At 72.4% G+C, this 18914-nt stretch carries 22 protein-coding genes and 1 riboswitch; of the genes, 19 read left to right on the forward strand and 3 right to left on the reverse strand.

Going from position 1 to position 18914, the window contains the following annotated elements:
- The first annotated feature begins 16 nt into the window (after positions 1 to 16).
- The 11 genes from fmt to NYZ95_RS20520 all read left to right on the forward strand — a co-directional run bounded on the left by fmt (position 17) and on the right by NYZ95_RS20520 (position 9175).
- Positions 17 to 952 (forward strand): methionyl-tRNA formyltransferase, encoded by a 936-nt coding sequence (gene fmt / locus NYZ95_RS19515; protein WP_262853011.1) that lies wholly within the window; start codon positions 17 to 19, stop codon positions 950 to 952.
- Positions 945 to 2318: an RsmB/NOP family class I SAM-dependent RNA methyltransferase gene (locus NYZ95_RS19520; protein ID WP_262853012.1), complete on the forward strand. Its 1374-nt coding sequence runs from the start codon at positions 945 to 947 to the stop codon at positions 2316 to 2318. Before fmt ends, NYZ95_RS19520 begins: the two co-directional genes overlap by 8 nt.
- A 115-nt stretch (positions 2319 to 2433) precedes the next feature.
- Complete coding sequence (gene rpe / locus NYZ95_RS19525) at positions 2434 to 3105, forward strand: ribulose-phosphate 3-epimerase (RefSeq protein WP_262853013.1); 672 nt, start codon at positions 2434 to 2436, stop codon at positions 3103 to 3105.
- Positions 3106 to 3188: 83 nt separating this feature from the next.
- A riboswitch (FMN riboswitch) is annotated at positions 3189 to 3317 on the forward strand.
- Between the two features lie 122 nt (positions 3318 to 3439).
- A complete protein-coding gene (gene ribD, locus NYZ95_RS19530; RefSeq protein ID WP_262853049.1) occupies positions 3440 to 4444 on the forward strand; it encodes a bifunctional diaminohydroxyphosphoribosylaminopyrimidine deaminase/5-amino-6-(5-phosphoribosylamino)uracil reductase RibD in 1005 nt (334 codons plus the stop codon).
- Entirely contained in the window at positions 4444 to 5031 is a 588-nt protein-coding gene (locus NYZ95_RS19535; RefSeq protein WP_262853014.1) for a riboflavin synthase, read from the forward strand. The genes ribD and NYZ95_RS19535 overlap by 1 nt, the downstream gene beginning before the upstream one ends.
- Entirely contained in the window at positions 5028 to 5726 is a 699-nt protein-coding gene (gene pnuC, locus NYZ95_RS19540) for a nicotinamide riboside transporter PnuC (protein WP_262853015.1), read from the forward strand. The genes NYZ95_RS19535 and pnuC overlap by 4 nt, the downstream gene beginning before the upstream one ends.
- Positions 5723 to 7000 carry a bifunctional 3,4-dihydroxy-2-butanone-4-phosphate synthase/GTP cyclohydrolase II gene (locus tag NYZ95_RS19545; protein WP_262853016.1) on the forward strand — a complete coding sequence of 426 codons (1278 nt, stop codon included), beginning with the start codon at positions 5723 to 5725 and terminating at the stop codon, positions 6998 to 7000. Before pnuC ends, NYZ95_RS19545 begins: the two co-directional genes overlap by 4 nt.
- Positions 6997 to 7470: a 6,7-dimethyl-8-ribityllumazine synthase gene (ribH, locus tag NYZ95_RS19550; protein WP_262853017.1), complete on the forward strand. Its 474-nt coding sequence runs from the start codon at positions 6997 to 6999 to the stop codon at positions 7468 to 7470. Before NYZ95_RS19545 ends, ribH begins: the two co-directional genes overlap by 4 nt.
- A 6-nt stretch (positions 7471 to 7476) precedes the next feature.
- Entirely contained in the window at positions 7477 to 7740 is a 264-nt protein-coding gene (locus NYZ95_RS19555; protein ID WP_262853018.1) for a phosphoribosyl-ATP diphosphatase, read from the forward strand.
- Positions 7741 to 7844: 104 nt separating this feature from the next.
- Entirely contained in the window at positions 7845 to 8690 is an 846-nt protein-coding gene (gene hisG, locus NYZ95_RS19560; protein WP_262853019.1) for an ATP phosphoribosyltransferase, read from the forward strand.
- Positions 8687 to 9175: a PH domain-containing protein gene (locus tag NYZ95_RS20520; RefSeq protein WP_262853020.1), complete on the forward strand. Its 489-nt coding sequence runs from the start codon at positions 8687 to 8689 to the stop codon at positions 9173 to 9175. Before hisG ends, NYZ95_RS20520 begins: the two co-directional genes overlap by 4 nt.
- 9 nt (positions 9176 to 9184) lie before the next feature.
- Here NYZ95_RS20520 and NYZ95_RS19570 read toward each other — a convergent pair whose 3' ends face one another.
- Positions 9185 to 9610, reverse strand: a complete 426-nt coding sequence (locus tag NYZ95_RS19570; RefSeq protein WP_262853021.1) for a hypothetical protein — start codon at positions 9608 to 9610, stop codon at positions 9185 to 9187.
- A gap of 120 nt (positions 9611 to 9730) precedes the next feature.
- Here NYZ95_RS19570 and NYZ95_RS19575 point away from each other — a divergent pair, with 120 nt between their 5' ends.
- Positions 9731 to 10204 carry an SseB family protein gene (locus NYZ95_RS19575; RefSeq protein WP_262853022.1) on the forward strand — a complete coding sequence of 158 codons (474 nt, stop codon included), beginning with the start codon at positions 9731 to 9733 and terminating at the stop codon, positions 10202 to 10204.
- Positions 10205 to 10223: 19 nt separating this feature from the next.
- Here NYZ95_RS19575 and NYZ95_RS19580 read toward each other — a convergent pair whose 3' ends face one another.
- Positions 10224 to 10535, reverse strand: coding sequence for a DUF4333 domain-containing protein (locus NYZ95_RS19580; protein ID WP_262853023.1), 312 nt, complete (start codon positions 10533 to 10535; stop codon positions 10224 to 10226).
- Between the two features lie 46 nt (positions 10536 to 10581).
- Entirely contained in the window at positions 10582 to 11616 is a 1035-nt protein-coding gene (locus NYZ95_RS19585) for a GNAT family N-acetyltransferase (RefSeq protein ID WP_262853024.1), read from the reverse strand.
- Between the two features lie 236 nt (positions 11617 to 11852).
- Between NYZ95_RS19585 and infC the strand changes: the two genes are divergently transcribed.
- The 7 genes from infC to pheT all read left to right on the forward strand — a co-directional run bounded on the left by infC (position 11853) and on the right by pheT (position 18842).
- Positions 11853 to 12608 carry a translation initiation factor IF-3 gene (infC, locus tag NYZ95_RS19590; protein ID WP_279307998.1) on the forward strand — a complete coding sequence of 252 codons (756 nt, stop codon included), beginning with the start codon at positions 11853 to 11855 and terminating at the stop codon, positions 12606 to 12608.
- Position 12609: 1 nt separating this feature from the next.
- Positions 12610 to 12807 (forward strand): large ribosomal subunit protein bL35, encoded by a 198-nt coding sequence (locus NYZ95_RS19595; RefSeq protein WP_167009107.1) that lies wholly within the window; start codon positions 12610 to 12612, stop codon positions 12805 to 12807.
- 56 nt (positions 12808 to 12863) lie between these two features.
- Positions 12864 to 13256 (forward strand): 50S ribosomal protein L20, encoded by a 393-nt coding sequence (gene rplT, locus NYZ95_RS19600; RefSeq protein ID WP_262853025.1) that lies wholly within the window; start codon positions 12864 to 12866, stop codon positions 13254 to 13256.
- 32 nt (positions 13257 to 13288) lie between these two features.
- The gene (locus NYZ95_RS19605) at positions 13289 to 14116 is read left to right on the forward strand and encodes a TrmH family RNA methyltransferase (protein WP_262853026.1); all 828 of its coding nucleotides are present in this window, start codon (positions 13289 to 13291) and stop codon (positions 14114 to 14116) included.
- A gap of 10 nt (positions 14117 to 14126) precedes the next feature.
- Positions 14127 to 15176 (forward strand): sensor histidine kinase, encoded by a 1050-nt coding sequence (locus NYZ95_RS19610; protein WP_262853027.1) that lies wholly within the window; start codon positions 14127 to 14129, stop codon positions 15174 to 15176.
- A 67-nt stretch (positions 15177 to 15243) separates the two neighbouring features.
- Positions 15244 to 16347: a phenylalanine--tRNA ligase subunit alpha gene (gene pheS / locus NYZ95_RS19615; protein WP_262853028.1), complete on the forward strand. Its 1104-nt coding sequence runs from the start codon at positions 15244 to 15246 to the stop codon at positions 16345 to 16347.
- On the forward strand, positions 16347 to 18842 hold the full coding sequence (gene pheT, locus NYZ95_RS19620) for a phenylalanine--tRNA ligase subunit beta (RefSeq protein WP_262853029.1): 2496 nt from the start codon (positions 16347 to 16349) through the stop codon (positions 18840 to 18842). Before pheS ends, pheT begins: the two co-directional genes overlap by 1 nt.
- The last annotated feature ends 72 nt before the right edge of the window (positions 18843 to 18914 follow it).

The following is an 18914-nucleotide window of genomic DNA, read 5'->3' on the forward strand; positions in this document are numbered from 1 at the left end:
CCCCTAGGCTGGGTGCGTGAGACTCGTCTTCGCCGGAACCCCCGAGGTCGCCCTGCCCTCCCTCGACGCGCTCGTCGCCAGCGACCACGAGGTCGTGGCGGTCGTGACCCGTCCGGACGCTCGCGCCGGGCGTGGCCGTACCCTCCGCCCGTCCCCGGTCGCCGAGAGGGCGCTCGAGCTCGGCATCGAGGTCCTGCGCCCGCCGAGGCCGAGCGACCCGGACTTCGTCGCACGCCTGAAGGAGATCGCTCCGGACTGCGCCCCGGTCGTCGCGTATGGCGGGCTCGTCCCCGCCGATGTCCTGGCGATCCCGCGACTCGGATGGATCAACCTCCACTTCTCGGTGCTCCCCGCGTGGCGTGGCGCCGCACCCGTCCAGCACGCCCTCATCGCCGGCGACGAGGTCACCGGCGCGTCGGTCTTCTCGCTGGTGCCCGAGCTCGACGCCGGTCCCGTGTACGGGCTGCTCACCGAGCGGATCCGCCCCGAGGACACCGCCGGCACGCTCCTGGCACGGCTCGCCGACGTCGGCTCCGGACTGCTGGTTGACGTGGTCGACCATCTCGCGCTCGGTGACATCGACGCGCGTCCGCAGCCCGAAGAGGGCCTGTCGTACGCGCCGAAGCTCACCACCGAGGACGCGCAGATCGACTGGCAGGCACCGGCGTTCGCCGTCGACCGACGGATCCGCGGCTGCACTCCGGCCCCCGGCGCATGGACGACGTACGAGGGAGAGCGCCTCAAGGTGGGCCCCGTCACCGTCCTCGACGGCGGCCCGGCGGACGCGGCGCTCGCGCCGGGTGAGCTCGCGGTCACCAAGTCCGAGGTGCGGGTCGGGACGGGCACCTCAGACGTGCTCCTCGGTGAGGTGCAGGCGCACGGCAAGAAGCCGATGGCCGCCGCCGACTGGGCCCGCGGCGTCCGTCCTGAGGCAGGGACGCGCCTTGGCTGAGCGACGCAACCGACCCCAGACGCGCCAGCGCGTCGACGTGACGCGCCGCGTGGCGTGGGAGGTGCTGCGGGCGGTCGAGGAGCAGGACGCCTACGTCAACCTGCTCCTGCCCGGGCTGCTGCGCGAGAACGGCATCACGGGTCGAGACGCTGCCTTCACCACCGAGCTCACGCACGGCACGATCCGGCGCTCGCGCACGTACGACGCCATCCTCGACAGCCTCGCGCCCAAGGGCATCGACGCTGCGGTCCGCGACGTGCTGCGGCTCGGTGCCCACCAGCTCCTCGCGATGCGCGTCCCGAGCCACGCCGCGGTCTCGACGAGCGTCGACCTGACGCGCGCCGTGATCGGGCACCGCCCGGCGTCGTTCGTCAACGCCGTCCTGCGCAAGGTGGACGGACGTGACCTCGACGCGTGGCTGCAGGTGCTCGCTCCGGGCGCGTCGGTCGATCCCGTGGGGCACCTGGCGCTGGTGCACGCGCACCCGCGCTGGGTCGTGGAGGCGATGAGGGACGCGCTGGGAGACGACGCCGAGGCCGGCGAGCTCGGCGCGCTGCTCGAGGCCGACAACGCCGCGCCGCAGGTCACGCTCGTCGCGCGCCCCGGCCTGGCCGCACCGGACGACCTCGACGGGCTGGCGGGGGAGCCCGGGCAGTGGTCCCCGTACGCGTTCCGCCTCGACGGTGGCGACCCCGGCGCGGTGCCCGCCGTGCGTGCGGGACGGGTCGGTGTCCAGGACGAGGGCTCGCAGCTCGTCGCGATCGCCGCGGCCGCGGTGCCCGTGGACGGGCCGGACGCGCGTTGGCTCGACCTGTGCGCCGGTCCCGGTGGCAAGGCGGCGCTGCTCGGTGCCCTCGGCGCGGAGCGGGGGGCGAGGCTGCTCGCGAACGAGGTCGCGCCGCACCGTGCCGAGCTCGTCCGCTCGTCCGTGCGGCTGCTGGACAACACCGAGGTCTGCGTCCACGACGGGCGCACGCTGGAGACCGGCGAGGCGTACGACCGGGTCCTGGTCGACGCGCCGTGCACCGGGCTGGGAGCCCTGCGGCGCCGCCCGGAGGCGCGGTGGCGTCGGCAGCCCGGCGACGTCGACGGCTTGGTGGCCCTGCAGCGCGAGCTGCTCGAGCACGCCCTCGACCTGACGCGTGCCGGGGGAGTGGTCACGTACGCGACCTGCTCGCCGCACCTGGCCGAGACCCGTGGCGTGGTCGAGGCGGTGGTCGCGGGCCGCGACGACGTGGAGGTGCTCGACGCGACGACCGCGCTGCCGGGCGTCCCGCACCTCGAGCGCTCCGCCCCATACGTGCAGCTGTGGCCGCACCTGCACGGCACGGACGCGATGTTCGTCGCCACCCTGCGCCGCACCTGACCGCGAGTCGCCCCGCGCCCGCCCGTGAGTCGTGAGCCTCTCGCGGCAGGGCGGGGAGTCTCTCGCGAGCGGAGCACCTGAACGGGTGGGCGGGGGAGCCGACTAGCCTGGCGGCATGGGCCTGCGCATCTCCCCGAGCATCCTGTCCGCCGACTTCGCCAACCTCGAGCGCGAGGTGGGCCGCATCGACAACGCCGACTGGCTCCACGTCGACGTCATGGACAACCACTTCGTCCCGAACCTCACGCTCGGCCTTCCGGTCCTCGAGGCCATCGGCAAGGTCACCGACACGCCGATCGACGCGCACCTCATGATCGAGGACCCGGACCGCTGGGCACCGTCGTACGCGGAGGCGGGGGCACGCAGCGTCACGTTCCACGTCGAGGCGGCAGCCGCACCCGTACGGCTCGCCCGCGAGCTGCGGACGCTCGGCGCGCGGGCGTCGATGGCGCTCAAGCCCGCGACGGCCATCGAGCCGTACGAGGACCTTCTCCCCGAGCTCGACATGGTGCTGCTGATGACGGTCGAGCCCGGGTTCGGCGGGCAGGCGTTCCTCGACATCATGCTCCCGAAGATCCGGCGGACGCGGGCGTTGATCGACAAGCACGGCGGCGACATCTGGCTCCAGGTGGACGGGGGCGTCTCCGCCGCCACGATCGAGCGGTGCGCCGAGGCTGGCGCCGACACCTTCGTCGCCGGGTCCGCGGTCTTCGGGGCGGACGACCCCGCCGCGATGGTCGACCAGCTCCGCGAGCAGGCCGCGAGCGCGACCCACCGTCACGCCTGACCCACCCTCGTGGCTTCCGTCACACCGTGCACGAAAGGGCTGTGCGGGCGGGAGCCTTGCTCGTAGACTCCTACGGAGAGCATTGCGTGCTCCGGGGTCGGTGCAATTCCGAGCCGGCGGTGACAGTCCGCGACCCAGAAGCCCTCGGGTGACTGGTTGACCTGGTGGAACTCCAGGACCGACGGTGAAAGTCCGGATGGGAGGATCACGCAGCCCCTCGTGTCGTCGGGCCCGTACGGGTCCGGGCGGGACGAGGTGTCTTCTCGTTGCCCCGGAGCCCGCGTCGTGAACGACGAGAGGGCAGACGGTGGCCGATCACCACGAGCAGGCGGCGATGCGCCGCGCTCTCGACGCCGCCCGCGAGGCGACCGAGAACGCGCTGCCCAACCCGCGCGTCGGCTGCGTCCTCCTCGCCCCGGACGGCTCCGAGATCGCCGTCGGCGCCCACCGCGGCGCCGGGACCCCGCACGCGGAGGTCGACGCCCTGACCCGGGCCGGTGAGCGCGCCCGCGGCGCGACTGCGGTCGTCACGCTCGAGCCGTGCAACCACACCGGTCGGACCGGTCCGTGCTCGGAGGCGCTGGTCGCCGCCGGCGTGGCGCGCGTCGTCTACGCGCAGGACGACCCGAACCCTGTCGCGGCCGGGGGCGCCGACCGTCTGCGTGCCGCCGGTGTCGACGTCGTGAACGGGATGCTGGCCGCCGAGGCCGAGGCGCTCAACGTCGCGTGGACGCACGCCGTCCGCACCGGCCGCCCGTACGTGACGTGGAAGCTCGCCGCCACGCTCGACGGCCGCAGCGCCGCCGCCGACGGGACCAGCCAGTGGATCACCGGCCCCGACGCCCGACTCGACGTGCAGCGCCTCCGGGCACGCTGCGACGCGATCCTCGTCGGGACCGGCACCGTCGTCGCGGACGACCCGCGGCTGACGCTGCGCGACGACGAGGACGCCCCGCTCCCGTACGCGCGGCAGCCGTTGAGGGCCGTGATGGGGGAGCGCACGATCCCGGCCGACGCGCGCGTCCGCGACGCCGACGCGCCGTTCCTCCACCTGCCGACGCGTGACGTGGACGCCGCTCTTGCCACGTTGGCCCAGCGCGAGGTCCGCCACGTCTGGCTCGAGGGAGGGCCGCGCCTGGCGGGCGCCTTCCTCGGCGCCGGCCGCGTCGACGAGGTCGTCGCGTACGTGGCCCCGACCCTGCTGGGCGCCGGCACGGCGGCCCTCAGCGGCTCCGGCATCGGCACCCTCGCCGACGCCGTCCGGCTCGACCTCACCGACGTGACGCGGATCGGCCCCGACCTCCGCCTCACCGCCCATCCACGAAAGGACGTCCTCTGATGTTCACCGGAATCGTCGAGGAGCTCGGCGAGGTCGCCGCGATCGAGGAGCAGGACGACGCGATCCGCCTGACCGTGCGCGGTCCGCTGGTGGTCTCCGACGCCTCGCACGGCGACTCGATCGCCGTCAACGGCTGCTGCCTCACCGTGACCGAGCACGACGCGCAGACGTTCACCGTCGACGTGATGCGGGAGTCGCTGGACAAGACCTCGCTCGGTGCGCTGGCGGTCGGCGACCCGGTCAACCTCGAGCGCGCCATGCCCGCCGACGGGCGATTCGGCGGGCACATCGTCCAGGGGCACGTGGACGGGACCGGCACGATCGCGTCGCGGACAGCGAGCGAGAACTGGGAGGTCGTCGAGATCGGCTTCCCCGCCGAGCTCGGGCGCTACCTCGTCCCGAAGGGCTCGATCACGGTCGACGGGACGTCGCTGACCGTCGTGGACGTCGGCGACGAGACGTTCACCGTCTCGCTGATCCCGACCACGCTGGCCGCGACGACGCTGGGGACCAAGCAGCCCGGCGACGCCGTCAACCTGGAGGTGGACGTGCTGGCGAAGTACGTCGAGAAGATGGTGCGCCGATGAGCCTCCTGACCTCGCTCTACGACGCGCACCTCACGATCGGCGGGCACCCGATCGCGTGGCGCGAGATCGTCGGCAACCTCTTCGGGCTCGCCTCGGCGGTCGGGGGGATGCGGCGCCGCGTGTGGGCGTGGCCGGTCGGCATCGTGGGCAACGTCCTGCTCTTCACGGTCTTCCTGGGCACCGCGCTCGGCGGGCACGGGGCGCCGCTGTTCGGGCAGGCCGCGCGCCAGGTGTTCTTCGTGGCGGTCGCCGTCTACGGCTGGTACCGGTGGCGCCAAGCCCGTACGGGCGCGGACGCGCCTGCGATCGTCCCCCGGTGGGCGACCGGCCGCGAGCGGATGGTCCTCCTGGCCGGCGCCGCGATCGGCGTCGTCTTCTGCGCCTGGCTGTTCACGCAGATCGGGGCCGGTTGGCCGGCCCCGGGCTGGTACTACGTGGCCGACGCATGGATCTTCGTCGGCTCGATCCTCGCGACGTTCGCGATGGCGCGAGGGTGGGTCGACTTCTGGCTCGTGTGGATCGCCGTCGACCTCGTCGGCATCCCCGAGCTCCTCTACTTCCAGTACTACCCGTCGGCGGTGCTCTACGCGGTCTACGCGGGCTTCGTCGTCTGGGGACTCGTGGTGTGGCTGCGCGCCGCGCGTGACGAGGCTCCACGGGTCGACGAACCTCGAGCGAAGGCGGTGGGCGTGTGAACACGACGACAGAGGCGTACGCAGAGCTCGACGCGATCAGGCTCGACCCGGTCGAGCGCGCGATCGAGGACATCCGTGCCGGCAAGGCGGTCGTCGTCGTCGACGACCCGGGCCGTGAGAACGAGGGCGACCTCATCTTCGCCGCGAGCAAGGCGACGCCGGAGCTGATGGGCCTGATGGTCCGCTACTCCAGCGGCTACGTCTGCGCGCCGGTGACAGGGGAGATCCTCGACAGGCTCGGCATCGCCCTGATGACGCCGCACAACCGTGACCGCCTCAAGACGGCGTACACGATCTCGGTCGACGCCCGCGACGGCGTGACCACCGGGATCTCCGCCGCCGACCGCGCGAGGACGGTGCGCGTGCTCGCCGACTCGGCGACCGAGCCGTTCGAGCTGGTCCAGCCTGGCCACATCCTGCCGCTGCGGGCCAAGCCGGGCGGTGTCCTCGCCCGTCCGGGGCACACCGAGGCGGCGGTCGACCTGACCCGGCTGGCCGGGCTCACGCCCGCGGGTGTGATCGGCGAGCTGATCAACGACGACGGCAGCCTGATGCGCGCGCCTCGGCTGCGCGAGTTCGCCGACGAGCACGGCCTCGCGATGATCTCGATCGAGGACCTCATCACGTACCGGCGCCGCCACGAGACCCAGATGGCGCGCGAGGTCGAGACCAGGCTGCCGACGGAGTTCGGCACGTTCACCGCGTACGGCTACCGCAACGTGGTCGACGGCAACGAGCAGGTCGCGCTGGTGCTCGGCGACCTGGGTGACGGCTCGGACGTCCTGGTCCGCGTGCACTCCGAGTGCCTGACCGGCGACGTCCTGGGGTCCCAGCGCTGCGACTGCGGCCCGCAGCTCCAGGCGTCGATGGCCGCCGTCACCGAGCACGGCTCCGGAGTGATCGTCTACCTCCGCGGCCACGAGGGGCGCGGGATCGGGCTGCTCGCCAAGCTGCAGGCGTACGCGCTGCAGGACGGCGGGCAGGACACCGTCGACGCGAACCTCGCCCTCGGGCTGCCGATCGACGCACGCCACTACGCCGACGGCGCCCAGATCCTGCGCGACCTCGGGGTGACGTCGGTCCGGATGCTGACGAACAACCCCGACAAGGTCGCCGCGATGGAGCAGTACGGCATCGCCGTCACCGAACGCGTCCCGTTGGCGATCGCGCCGACCGACGACAACCTGCGGTACCTGCAGACCAAGGCGGAGCGGATGGGCCACCACCTCCCCGACCTGGTCGCGATCGAGAACGAGAAGGAGAGCACACGATGAGCGGAGCCGGATCCCCCGACCTGGCGGGCACCGACGCGAGCGGCCTGCGGGTCGCGATCGTCGCGTCGTCCTGGCACACCGTCGTCATGGACGGGCTCGTCGCCGGTGCGACCGAGGCACTCGCCGAGATGGGAGCATCCGAGCCCACCCTCGTACGTGTGCCCGGCTCGTTCGAGCTGCCGCCGGTCGTCGCGGCGTACGCACGCGCGGGGTACGACGCCGTGGTGGCGCTCGGCGTCGTGATCCGCGGCGGCACCCCGCACTTCGAGTACGTCTGCCACGCCGCGACCGACGGGCTGTCGCGCGTCGCGCTCGAGACCGGCGTCCCAGTCGGGTTCGGCCTCCTGACGTGCGACGACGAGGCGCAGGCGCTCGACCGGGCGGGGCTTCCCGACAGCCGCGAGGACAAGGGCCGGGAGGCGGCGCAGGCAGCCGTCGCGACGGCGCGCGTGCTGGCCTCGGTACGCTAGGTCGCGATGAAGACCTTCGATTCGCTCTTCGCCGAGCTCAGCTCCAAGGCGGCCGACCGTCCCGAGGGCTCGCGCACGGTCGCCGAGCTCGACGGCGGCGTGCACACGATCGGCAAGAAGCTGGTCGAGGAGGCCGCCGAGTCGTGGATGGCCGCCGAGCACGAGTCCGCCGAGCGGGCGGCCGAGGAGCTCAGCCAGCTGCTCTACCACGTGCAGGTGATGATGCTGGCCAAGGGACTGACGCTGGACGACGTGTACGCGCATCTGTGACGGTCAGGCGTACGCCTTCCGTCCCGCCTGCCCGTGCCTCCGCCTCCAGCCGACGACCGGGCCGCCGAGCCCGGCGCGTACCCAGACCGACCGGGAAGACCGTCATGCTGAAAGTCGCCGTACCCAACAAGGGCTCTCTCGCGGAGTCCGCTGCGCAGCTGCTCGCCGAGGCCGGATACCGCCAGCGCCGCAGCAGCCGTGACCTCGTCACCGTCGACGCCGACAACGACGTCGAGTTCTTCTACCTCCGCCCGCGCGACATCGCGATCTACGTGGGGGAGGGCACCCTCGACGTCGGGATCACCGGTCGCGACCTGCTGCTCGACTCGCGGGCCGCTGCCGACGAGCTGATGTCGCTGGGCTTCGGCGCCTCGAGCTTCCACTTCGCCGCCCCGGTCGGCGCCCTCGGCGATGTCGCCGAGATCGCCGGGCGCACGGTCGCCACCTCGTACCCCGGTGTGGTCCGTTCCTGGCTGGCCGAGCGCGGGATCGACGCGAAGGTCGTCCGCCTCGACGGTGCGGTCGAGTCGTCGGTCCGCCTCGGTGTCGCCGACGTGATCGCCGACGTCGTCGAGACCGGGTCCACGCTGCGGCAGGCGGGCCTGGAGGTCGTGGGAGAGCCGATCCTCTCCTCGGAGGCCGTCGTCATCGTCCCCGAGGCACGACCGGCGCCCGCGGGACTCGACGTCTTCGAGCGCAGGCTGCGTGGGGTCCTGGTCGCGCGCAGCTACGTGATGATGGACTACGACATCCGCGTCGAGCAGGTGGAGGCCGCCGTCGCGCTCACCCCGGGGATCGAGTCGCCGACGGTGTCGCCCCTTCATCGCGAAGGGTGGGTCGCGGTCCGGTCGATGGTGCCGCGCGACGCCGCCCAGAAGGTCATGGACGAGCTCTGGGCGCTCGGTGCCCGCGGCACCCTGGTCACCGACATCCTGGCGTGCCGGCTGTGAGCGGCGACGAGAGACCGGCGCCCACAGGCGGCCGTCGCGTCTTCCGCCCCGTCGGGCCGAAGATCGTCGGCATCGTCGCCGGCGTGTGCCTGTGGGTGCTGTTCTTCGCGATCGCGCTGACGCTGCCGCCGGAGGTGCGCGCCGGGTTCACCGGGCTCCAGACCGGCACGCTCGTCCTCTTCCTGCTGTTCGCCGACGCCGTCTTCTGGGGCATCGGACGCAGCCGAGTGGTCGCCGACGACGACGGCCTGCACGTCCGCAACGGCTTCCGGACGCACCATCTCGCGTGGACCGAGATCCTCGATGTCGCGTACGCCCAGGGAGCGCCGTGGCCGTCGGTGGCCACGCGCGACGACCGGCGCATCATGATGCTGGGCATCCCGTCGTCGGACGGGCCGAAGGCACGCGACGCGGTCTGGTACCTCCGCGAGCGCATCCTCGAGGCGGGCGGCCCCCGGCGACCGAAGGGTGACGACGAGGCCTGACCCGGGGGTCTACTCGATCCCGTGACGGCGCAGGATGTCCTCGATCTCAGCGAGGTCGTCGTCCTTGGCCGGCTTCGCGCCGCGGCTGCCGACCGCGGGCTTGCGGGCGGAGGGCTCGGCAGCGCGGGGCGCGGCCCGGTCGCGCATGCGCGACCCGACGACGATCAGGACGACGGCCACGACCGCGACGCCGAGGCCGAGCCACACGCTCGGGCGGAAGACGAACCCGGCGGCCCAGTCCGCGATCGCCGAGCCGATCCGTACGACCAGCCGCAACCCGCCGGCCAGCCAGAGCGCCCACGGCACCAGCGCCCAGCCGGTCCGGCGCACGGCCGCCGCGCGGTCCCCGGCCCTCCAGGCCCGCCACGCGAAGAAGCCGGCGAGGGCGGACAGGACCGCGGCCCAGGGAAGCAGCGTGATGGCGTCGGTGCTCATCCCCCCAGTCTGCCTCATTCCCACCCCCAGCCCACCCGTGGCGAGAGACTCCGAGACCTCCCGCGAGAGACTCCGAGACCTCCCGCGAGAGACTGCGCACCCGCGGGTTAGCGTGGAGCAGTGGCATCCCTCGCAGAACCCGCGTTCCCGGGCGACGACGGCTCGGTCGATCCGCAGCTGTCAGCCGCGCTGAGCGCCTACGACGCAGACGGAGCGCTGGCGCCCGTCCTGGTCGCCCTCGGCCGCGCACGCGTCCTCGTCCCCGTCGTGGCCGTACGCGGTGAGACCGCGGTCGGCTCCGACAAGGAGGCGGACATGGCGACCGTCATGATGACCGGTGCCGACGGTCGCCAGGGGCTCCTGGCGTTCAGCTCGCTGGAGACCCTGCAGCGGTGGCGTCCCGACGCGCGGCCCGTCCCGGTCTGGGCGCGCGAGGCGGCGAGCGCCGCGCTCGGTGAGGGGGCGACCGCCCTGCTGCTCGACCTCGCCGGACCGGTACGCGCGGTGGTCGAGACCGAGGACCTCCAGCACCTCGCCGCGGGGGACGAGCTCGTCGCGGTCGGCGCCAGCTGGGCCTGGACGAGCCCGGCGTAGTCGAGCGATCGCTCGCGGGTCAGTCGTCGGCGGGTTCGCGGAGCGCCCGCGTCACCTTCCACTCGATCTTCTCGTCCTCGCGGACGGCGATGTCGACCGTCCCGGAGACCCCGGTGGACAGGGTGAGCCGGCACGTCGCGGTCACCCCCGGCTCGCGCTTGAGGTTGTCCGGACACGTCACGGACTCGACGGACGAGCCCTCGACCTGCCGCTCGTAGCCGGTCTTGATCCGCTCCTCGACCTCTACGGTGTCGATCGGATCGCTGCCGCAGGCGGACACGAGGGCGGCTGCCGCGCAGCACGCCGCCGCCGCTCGTACGGAGATGCTCAACGCTGCTCCTCGGTTCGGTCCCGGACGGGTCGAGACGCCGGGCAGCCTAACAAAGCGTCACGTCGACCGTGACCCGGACCGTCGCGTCGACACGCGTGATGCGGGCGAGGAATCCCGCGCGTCCCACCGTCTTGAGGAGCGCGTCGTTGCCGGGCTGGGTGACGAGGACGACCTCCTCGGCGCCGCACGCGCGGGCGAGGCGCGCCCCCCTCCGTACGAGGGCGGTCCCGATGCCCTTGCGCTGCCAGGCGTCCTCGACGATCACGCCGAGCTCCCACGTCCCGGGCGTCTCCTCGTCGGTGGGGACGACCATCGCGTGACCGACGAGCCTCGCGCCGACCTCCGCGACCAGGGCGCTCCCGCCGACCGGGGCGACGAGCCGACGCGCCATCCGGCGGTGGATCACCCCGGTCATCGGGGCGTGGTAGCGGCGGTAGAGCGTCTCCTCGCCGCACCGCGTGTGCATGTCGGCGACTGCGCTGGTGTCGTCGGCCGTGGTGGCGCGGATCTGCGGGGTCACCGCCGGAGCGCGGACCGTACCGCGGCCCTGACGCGAGGCTGGGGCGCGGTCGGGGAGGGGAAGCCGGGTGCGCGCGGGCTGCGGGGAGACGACCGCGGTCACGAGCTCGTGGAGAGCGTGGGCGCGGGCGCGCTCCACCGGCGTGAACGCCACCGCGCGGGCGACCGTGTGGTCGTCGAGCACGATCGTGTCGTGACCGGCGTAGTCGGCGACGTCCGGGGGATCGGTCTCGAGCAGCCCCACGAGCTCCTCGGCGATCGAGGTCGTCCCGCGCACGACGCGGGCAGCCGCCTGGAGGTAGCCGGTGGGGGCGTCGCGCAGCGAGCGGGCGGTGCACCGGGTCACGGCCACGTGCTCGCCGCCCGCCTCGGCGACCAGGTCGCGGACGGCGACCTCGGTCCATCCTCCGGCGACGCTCACGACGAGCTCGTCGGTGACCCCGTCGTGCGACGGAAAGACCTGCAGGCTCAAGATGTTGATGCCGCCCTCCCCGCACGAGCGGGCCAGGCTGGCGAGGACGCCGGGCCTGTCCTTGATCGTGGTGCGGACGCGGAAGAGCATGGGACCAGCCTCGCGACCGCGCGTTAAGGCGCCGCATCGGGAACGTTGCCAGGCGATTTCGGTCCGGTGCGGTCGTCTGCTACGGTTGACCGTCGAAGTGGAGTCCACTCCCACCTGGGCGGTCCTGGATCGTCGGGTCACTCGCCGCGAGGCGCCCCTCAGGGGTCGTCCCGTGGGGAGCAAGTGTCGTACGGCACGGGATCCTGGTGGCCTTCGCTTCGAAGCGAAGGCCATTCTTGTTTGACGAGACTCGTTTCCAGGTGGTCGTCGCGCGACGACGCACCGGTACGAACCCAGGAGGACCCATCACCACAGAGCTTCGCGTCAACGACCGCATCCGCGCCAACGAGGTCCGGCTCGTCGGTCCCAACGGCGAGCAGGTCGGCATCGTCCGACTCGAGGATGCGCTGCGGCTCGCTCAAGAGTCCGATCTCGACCTGGTCGAGGTCGCTCCGACGGCCCGTCCGCCTGTCTGCCGCCTCATGGACTACGGCAAGTTCAAGTACGAGGCTGCGCAGAAGGCCCGTGAGTCCCGACGCAACCAGACGAACACGATCATCAAAGAGATGAAGCTGCGTCCGAAGATCGACCAGCACGACTACGACACCAAGAAGGGTCACGTCGAGCGGTTCCTCCGGCAGGGCGACAAGGTCAAGATCACGATCATGTTCCGTGGTCGTGAGCAGAGCCGCCCTGAGCTCGGCTTCCGCCTCCTCCAGCGTCTCGCGGGCGACATCGAGGAGCTCGGCTTCATCGAGGCGGCGCCCCGCCAGGACGGCCGCAACATGACGATGGTCGTGGCCCCGCACAAGAAGAAGTCAGAAGCACGCGTGGAGGCCAAGGAGGCCAAGGACCGCAAGGCTGCCGAGCGGGCAGCCGAGCGCGACGCCGACGCCGCCTACGAGAAGGCCCAGCGCGATGCAGTCGAGCAGGTCGCGGCCAAGAAGCCGCGCAAGCGCTCGGAGAACATCGACCCAGACATGGAGGCATGAGATGCCGAAGATGAAGCGCAACTCGGGCATGAAGAAGCGCGTCAAGGTGACCGGCACCGGCAAGCTCGTGCACAAGCACGGCCGTCGTCGTACGCACATGATGCAGAAGCAGAACACCGCGCGTACGCGCCTCGAGAGCGGCGACCAGCCGATCGCCAAGGCTGACGTCCCCCGCGTGAAGCGGATGCTCGGGCTCTGAGCCCTCATCCCCACGCCGTACGCCGCACCCGAGACACACCGAACGAGGAGTAACCCATGGCACGCGTGAAGCGTTCCGTCAACGCAGCGAAGAAGCGTCGCGAGACGCTGGAGCGCGCATCCGGCTACCGCGGACAGCGCTCGCGTCTCTACCGCAAGGCCAAGGAGCAGGTCACCCACTCGCTGGTCTACAGCTACCGTGACCGCCGGGCGAAGAAGGGCGACTTCCGTCGTCTCTGGATCACCCGCATCAACGCGGCGGTGCGTCAGCACGACCTGACGTACAACCGCTTCATCCAGGGCCTGCGTCTGGCCGGTGTCGAGGTCGACCGCAAGATCCTCGCCGACCTCGCGATCACCGACCCGACCGCGTTCGCTGCGCTGGTCGAGACCGCCAAGGCGAGCCTGCCGGACGACGTCAACAAGCCGAAGTCGGACGCCGCGGCCTGACGGGCCGCGTCTCCGCGCTTCGCACCACGCACGTGGCGAGTCCCGAGCACGTCCTCACCCCCCGTACGGGGCGGGTGCGGGCTGCCCGGAGGCTCGCCACGCGGCGTTTCCGGGAGAAGGAACGGGCCTTCCTCGCCGAGGGGCCCCAAGCGGTACGCGAGGCTCTTCGCGCGGCCGGTGAGGGCACCGGCTCGGTCCATGACGTCTACGCCACGGAGGCGGTGACGGCGCGCTATCGCGACCTCGCCGAGGCGGGCGGCGCCCGCTGGCACGTCGTGGACGACGAGGTCGTCGCCGCGATCAGCGAGACCGTCTCCCCACAGGGCGTCGTCGCCGTGTGCGACTACCTGGACGTGCCGCTGGAGGCGGCGCTGGCACGCCGGCCACAGCTGGTCGCGGTGTGCGCCGACGTCCGCGACCCCGGCAACGCCGGGACGGTGATCCGGTGCGCGGACGCCGCGGGCGCCGACGCCGTGGTCCTGGTCGGCGACTCCGTCGACCCGTACAACCCCAAGGCCGTCCGCGCGAGCGTCGGCAGCCTCTTCCACCTCGACGTGGTGGTCGCGCGCGACACCGCCGCCGCCCTCGGCGCGCTCCGCGAGGGCGGGCTGCGCGTCCTCGCCGCCGACGGCGAGGCCGACCTCGACCTGCCGGAGGCCGAGCGCACCGGTCTGCTCGACGGCCCGACCGCCTGGCTCTTCGGCAACGAGGCCTGGGGGCTGCCCGCCGAGACCCGGGCCCTCGCCGACACGGTCGTGGCCGTCCCGATCTACGGGCGGGCCGAGAGCCTCAACCTCGCGACCGCCGCGGCCGTGTGCTTGTACGCCTCCGCCCGCGTGACCCACGACCGGCGAGCCTGAGGAGTCCGACGTGATCGACGTGGACCTCCTGCCCGACGGGATCGTCATCGCCGATGCCGAAGGGCTCGTCACCCGGGTGAACCGCGCCGCGTCGCGGATCCTGCGCCGTCGGCCCGACGAGCTGATCGGCTCGCACGTCGCGACCGCCCTCCCGCTCGACGACCTCGCGGGCAACTCGTGGTTCGCGTGCCTGCGCCCGTACGACGGGCTGGCGACTCGTACGCGGCTGTCCGAGGGCAGCTGGCACACCCCTGACGGTGTCGAGCTGCTGGTGACGGCGACCCTGGTGCGCGAGGCGCCGCTCGAGCCGGTCAAGCAGCTTGTCGTGTCGCTGCGGACGGCCAAGGCGCGCGCCCACCGCGACCGCGTCCGGTCCGACCTGGTGGCGACCGTCGCGCACGAGCTGCGCTCCCCGCTCACCGGCGTCAAGGGGTTCACCGCGACCCTGCTCAACAACTGGGACCGCTTCTCCGACGAGCAGCGCCAGCTCATGCTCGAGACGGTCGACTCCGACGCCGACCGGCTGTCGCGGCTCATCACCGACCTCCTCGACGCCGCGCGCATCGACTCCGGCCGGCTCACGCTGCGCCCGCAGCCGCTCGACCTCGTCGAGGCGACGCAGCGGGTCCTCGAGAACATCTCCGCCGGCAGCGGGCTCTCTCTCGACGTCACCGCCGAAGAGGACCTGCCCCGGGTCTGGGTCGACGCCGACCGGTACGCGCAGGTCGTCACCAACCTGGTCGAGAACGCCCAGCGGCACGGCATGGGGGTGCGCGAGATCGTGCTGCGGCGCCCGACGCGCTTCCCCGACGGGGTCGCGCTCGAGGTGTTCGACTTCGGCCCGGGTATCCCCGAGGAGATCCGCACGCGCGTCTTCACCAGGTTCTGGCGCTCCGGGGACAGGGGCGGGACCGGCCTCGGCCTGTACGTCGTCAAGGGCGTCGTGGACGCGCACGGCGGCGAGATCGAGGTGTGCGACGGCGACCGTGGCGGCGCCTGCGTCGGGGTGTGGTTTCCGGAGAACCTCCCCGAGGTGCTGCGCGAGATACCGCGCCCGTAACCCGTTCGACAACCTCCCTAGACTGGACTGTGCTCGGCGTTGCGGCCGCGCCCGAAGAAAGGTGACCATGTCCGGACCCAACAGCGACTACGACCCGGTCGAGGTCTCGCCGCTGCACGCCGAAGAGGTCGAGGCGATGCGCGATGCGGCACTGGCCGCGATCGGCGCCGCAGACTCCCTCGAGTCGCTCAAGCAGGTGAGGATCGAGCACGCGGGCGACCGCTCGCCGCTGGCCCTGGCCAACCGCGAGATCGGCGCGCTCCCGCCGCAGGCGCGCAAGGACGCCGGCATGCGTGTCGGCCAGGCCCGCAAGGCCGTCGCCGAGGCGATCGCCGAGCGCACCGCGGTGCTCGAGGTCGAGGCCGAGGCCCGCATGCTCGCCGACGAGACCGTCGACGTGACGCTGCCGACCGACCGTGAGCCCGTCGGCGCCCGGCACCCCCTGACGACCATCCAGGAGCGGGTCGCCGACATCTTCGTGGCGATGGGCTGGGAGGTCGCCGAGGGTCCCGAGGCCGAGGCCGAGTGGCTCAACTTCGACGCGCTCAACCTGGGTCCGGACCACCCGGCGCGCACGATGCAGGACACCTTCTGGGTCGCTCCCGAGAAGGCCGCGATGGTGCTGCGCACCCACACCTCCCCGGTGCAGGCGCGCACGATGCTCACCCGCAAGCCGCCGATCTACGTGATCGCTCCCGGCCGCGTCTTCCGTACCGACGAGCTCGACGCCACCCACTCGCCGGTCTTCCACCAGGTGGAGGGCCTCGCGATCGACGAGGGCCTGTCGATGGCCCACCTCAAGGGCACGCTCGACCACTTCGCGCAGGCGATCTACGGCGAGGGCATGACGACGCGCTTCCGCCCGTCGTACTTCCCCTTCACCGAGCCGAGCGCTGAGATGGACCTGCTCTGCTACGTCTGCCACAACGATCCCGCGAAGGTCGCGGAGTGCCGCACCTGCCGCGGCGAGGGATGGGTCGAGTGGGGCGGCTGCGGTGTGGTGAACCCGCGCGTCCTCGTCGCCAACGGCGTCGACCCCGAGCGCTACTCGGGCTTCGCCTTCGGCATCGGGCTCGACCGTACGATCACCGGCCGGTACGACATCGCCGACCTGCGTGACCTGTTCGACGGTGACATCCGTTTCACCGAGCCGTTCGGAGTGGAGATCTGATGCGCGTCCCCGTGTCGTGGCTGCGCGACTACGTCGACCTGCCCGCCGACCTGACCACCGCCGAGCTGGCGGACCGTCTCACCATGCTCGACCTCAAGCTCGAGGAGATCGACACCGTCGGTGCCGAGCTCAGCGGCCCGATCGTCGTCGGCCGCGTGCTGTCGGCCGAGCCGGAGCCGCAGAAGAACGGCAAGACCATCAACTGGTGCTCGGTGGACGTGGGGCCCGCTCACAACGCCGAGGGCAACGAGCCGCGCGGCATCGTCTGCGGCGCCCACAACTTCGGGCCCGGCGACCTCGTCGTCGTCGCGCTGCCCGGCTCGGTCCTGCCCGGTCCCTTCCCGATCAGCTCGCGCAAGACGTACGGGCACGTCTCCGACGGCATGATCTGTTCGGGCGCCGAGCTCGGGACCGCTGGCGACCGGGACGGCATCATCGTGCTCCCCGCGGGCTCGGCCGAGGTCGGGGACGACGCGATCGCGCTGCTCGGCCTGCGCGACGACGTCCTGGACCTCGAGGTCAACCCCGACCGTGCGTACGCACTGTCGCTGCGCGGCGTGGCCCGCGACGCGGCCATCGGCTACGACGTCGCCTACCGCGACCCGGCCGACCTCACCCTGACCTCCGACGGCTCCGGGGACTACCCGGTCGTCGTCGAGGATCCCGTGGCGTGCCCGGTCTTCGTCACCCGGACCGTCACCGGCTTCGACCCCACGGCTCCCACGCCGCGCTGGATGTCGCGCCGTCTCGAGCTCATGGGGATGCGCCCGATCTCGCTGGCCGTCGACGTCACGAACTACGTGATGCTCGAGCTGGGCCAGCCGATCCACGGGTACGACCGCAACGCGCTGCGCGGCCCGATCACCGTGCGCCGAGGGCGTCCTGGCGAGAAGATCACGACCCTCGACGACGTCGTCCGGGACGTCACGCCCGAGGACCTCCTCATCACCGACGAGTCCGGGCCGATCGGCCTGGCCGGCGTGATGGGTGGCCAGACGACCGAGCTCGGTCCGAACACCACCGACATCGTCATCGAGGCCGCGCACTTCGACGCGCCGACGATCGCGCGGACGGCGCGGATCCAGAAGCTCTCGAGCGAGGCGTCGCGGCGCTTCGAGCGCGGCGTCGACACGGCGCTCCCGCCGTACGCGGCCCAGCGCGTCGCCGACCTTCTCGTCGCCCTCGGCGGCGGCGAGATCGCGCCCGGCGCCACGGTGGTGGGCGGACCGCCCGCCCAGCCGCAGGTCACGCTCGCCGACGACCTGCCGGCGCGCATCTCCGGTGTCGACATCGCGCCCGCCACGGCGGTCGTCGCCCTGACTGCGAACGGCTGCGGCGTCGAGCACGACGGCGGCACGCTCGTCGTGACGCCGCCGACGTGGCGTCCCGACCTCACCGACCCGTACGACATGGTCGAGGAGGTGCTGCGCTACGTCGGGTACGACAAGGTGCCCTCGCTGCTGCCGCATGCGCCCGTGGGGCGTGGTCTCACCCCGGAGCAGCGGCTGCGCCGTCGCATCGGGCAGGTGATGGCCGGCGCGGGCTATGTGGAGGTCAAGACCTTCCCGTTCGCCGGGCCCGCCGACTTCGACAAGCTCGGGCTGGACGACAGCGACCCGCGTCGCGACCAGGTGCTCCTCGAGAACCCGCTGTCCGCAGAGGAGCCCGGGCTCACCACGACCCTCATGACCGGGGCGATGAAGGCGCTCGCGCTCAACGTCGGGCGCGGCCACGACGACGTCGCACTCTTCGAGACCGGTCGGGTGTTCCTGCCCAAGCCCGAGGTGACCGAGGCGCCGATCTACGGCGTCGACAGCGCGCCCAGCAACGAGGAGTACGCCGCGTTCGACGCCGCGCTGCCCGAGCAGCCGCAGCACCTGGTGCTGGTGGCGACCGGACGTCGCGAGCGCGCCGGCTGGTGGGGTGAGGGGCGCCGCGTCCAGTGGGGCGACGCCATCGAGGCCGTACGCCGCGTCGGCAAGGCCGTCCACGTCCCGATCCACGTGGCCGCCGGCGAGATCCCGGCACCCTGGCACCCCGGCCGTACGGCGGTGCTCTCCATCGGGGGAGTGGTGGTCGGCTACGCCGGCGAGCTGCATCCTCGAGTCTGTCGGACGTACGGCGTCCCCGCCCGTACGGTCGCGGCCGAGATCGACCTCGATGCCGTGATCGCCGCAGCGCCCGTGCTCGGGCCGCGTCCCTCGTTCTCGGCCTACCCCGTCGCCAAGGAGGACGTCGCGCTCGTCGTCGCGTCCGACGTCGCCAGCGCCGACGTGGCCGCGGCGCTCGTGGAGGGCGGCGGTGAGCTCGTCGAGTCGGTGCGCCTGTTCGACGTCTACACCGGCGAGCAGGTGCCCGAAGGACACAAGTCGCTGGCGTTCGCGCTGCGGATGCGGGCAAGCGACCGCACGCTGACCGAGGCCGAGACGGCCGAGGTCCGCGAGGCCGCCGTCGCCCGCGCCGCGGCCCTCACGGGCGCCGTCCAGCGCACCTGACCCCTCCCCGTCCGCGTGGTGAAAGCAACCTGACCGACTGGCGCGCCAGATTCGGTCAGGTTGCTTTCGTCT

The organism is Mumia quercus, from assembly GCF_025506335.1.
GTDB lineage: Bacteria > Actinomycetota > Actinomycetes > Propionibacteriales > Nocardioidaceae > Mumia > Mumia quercus.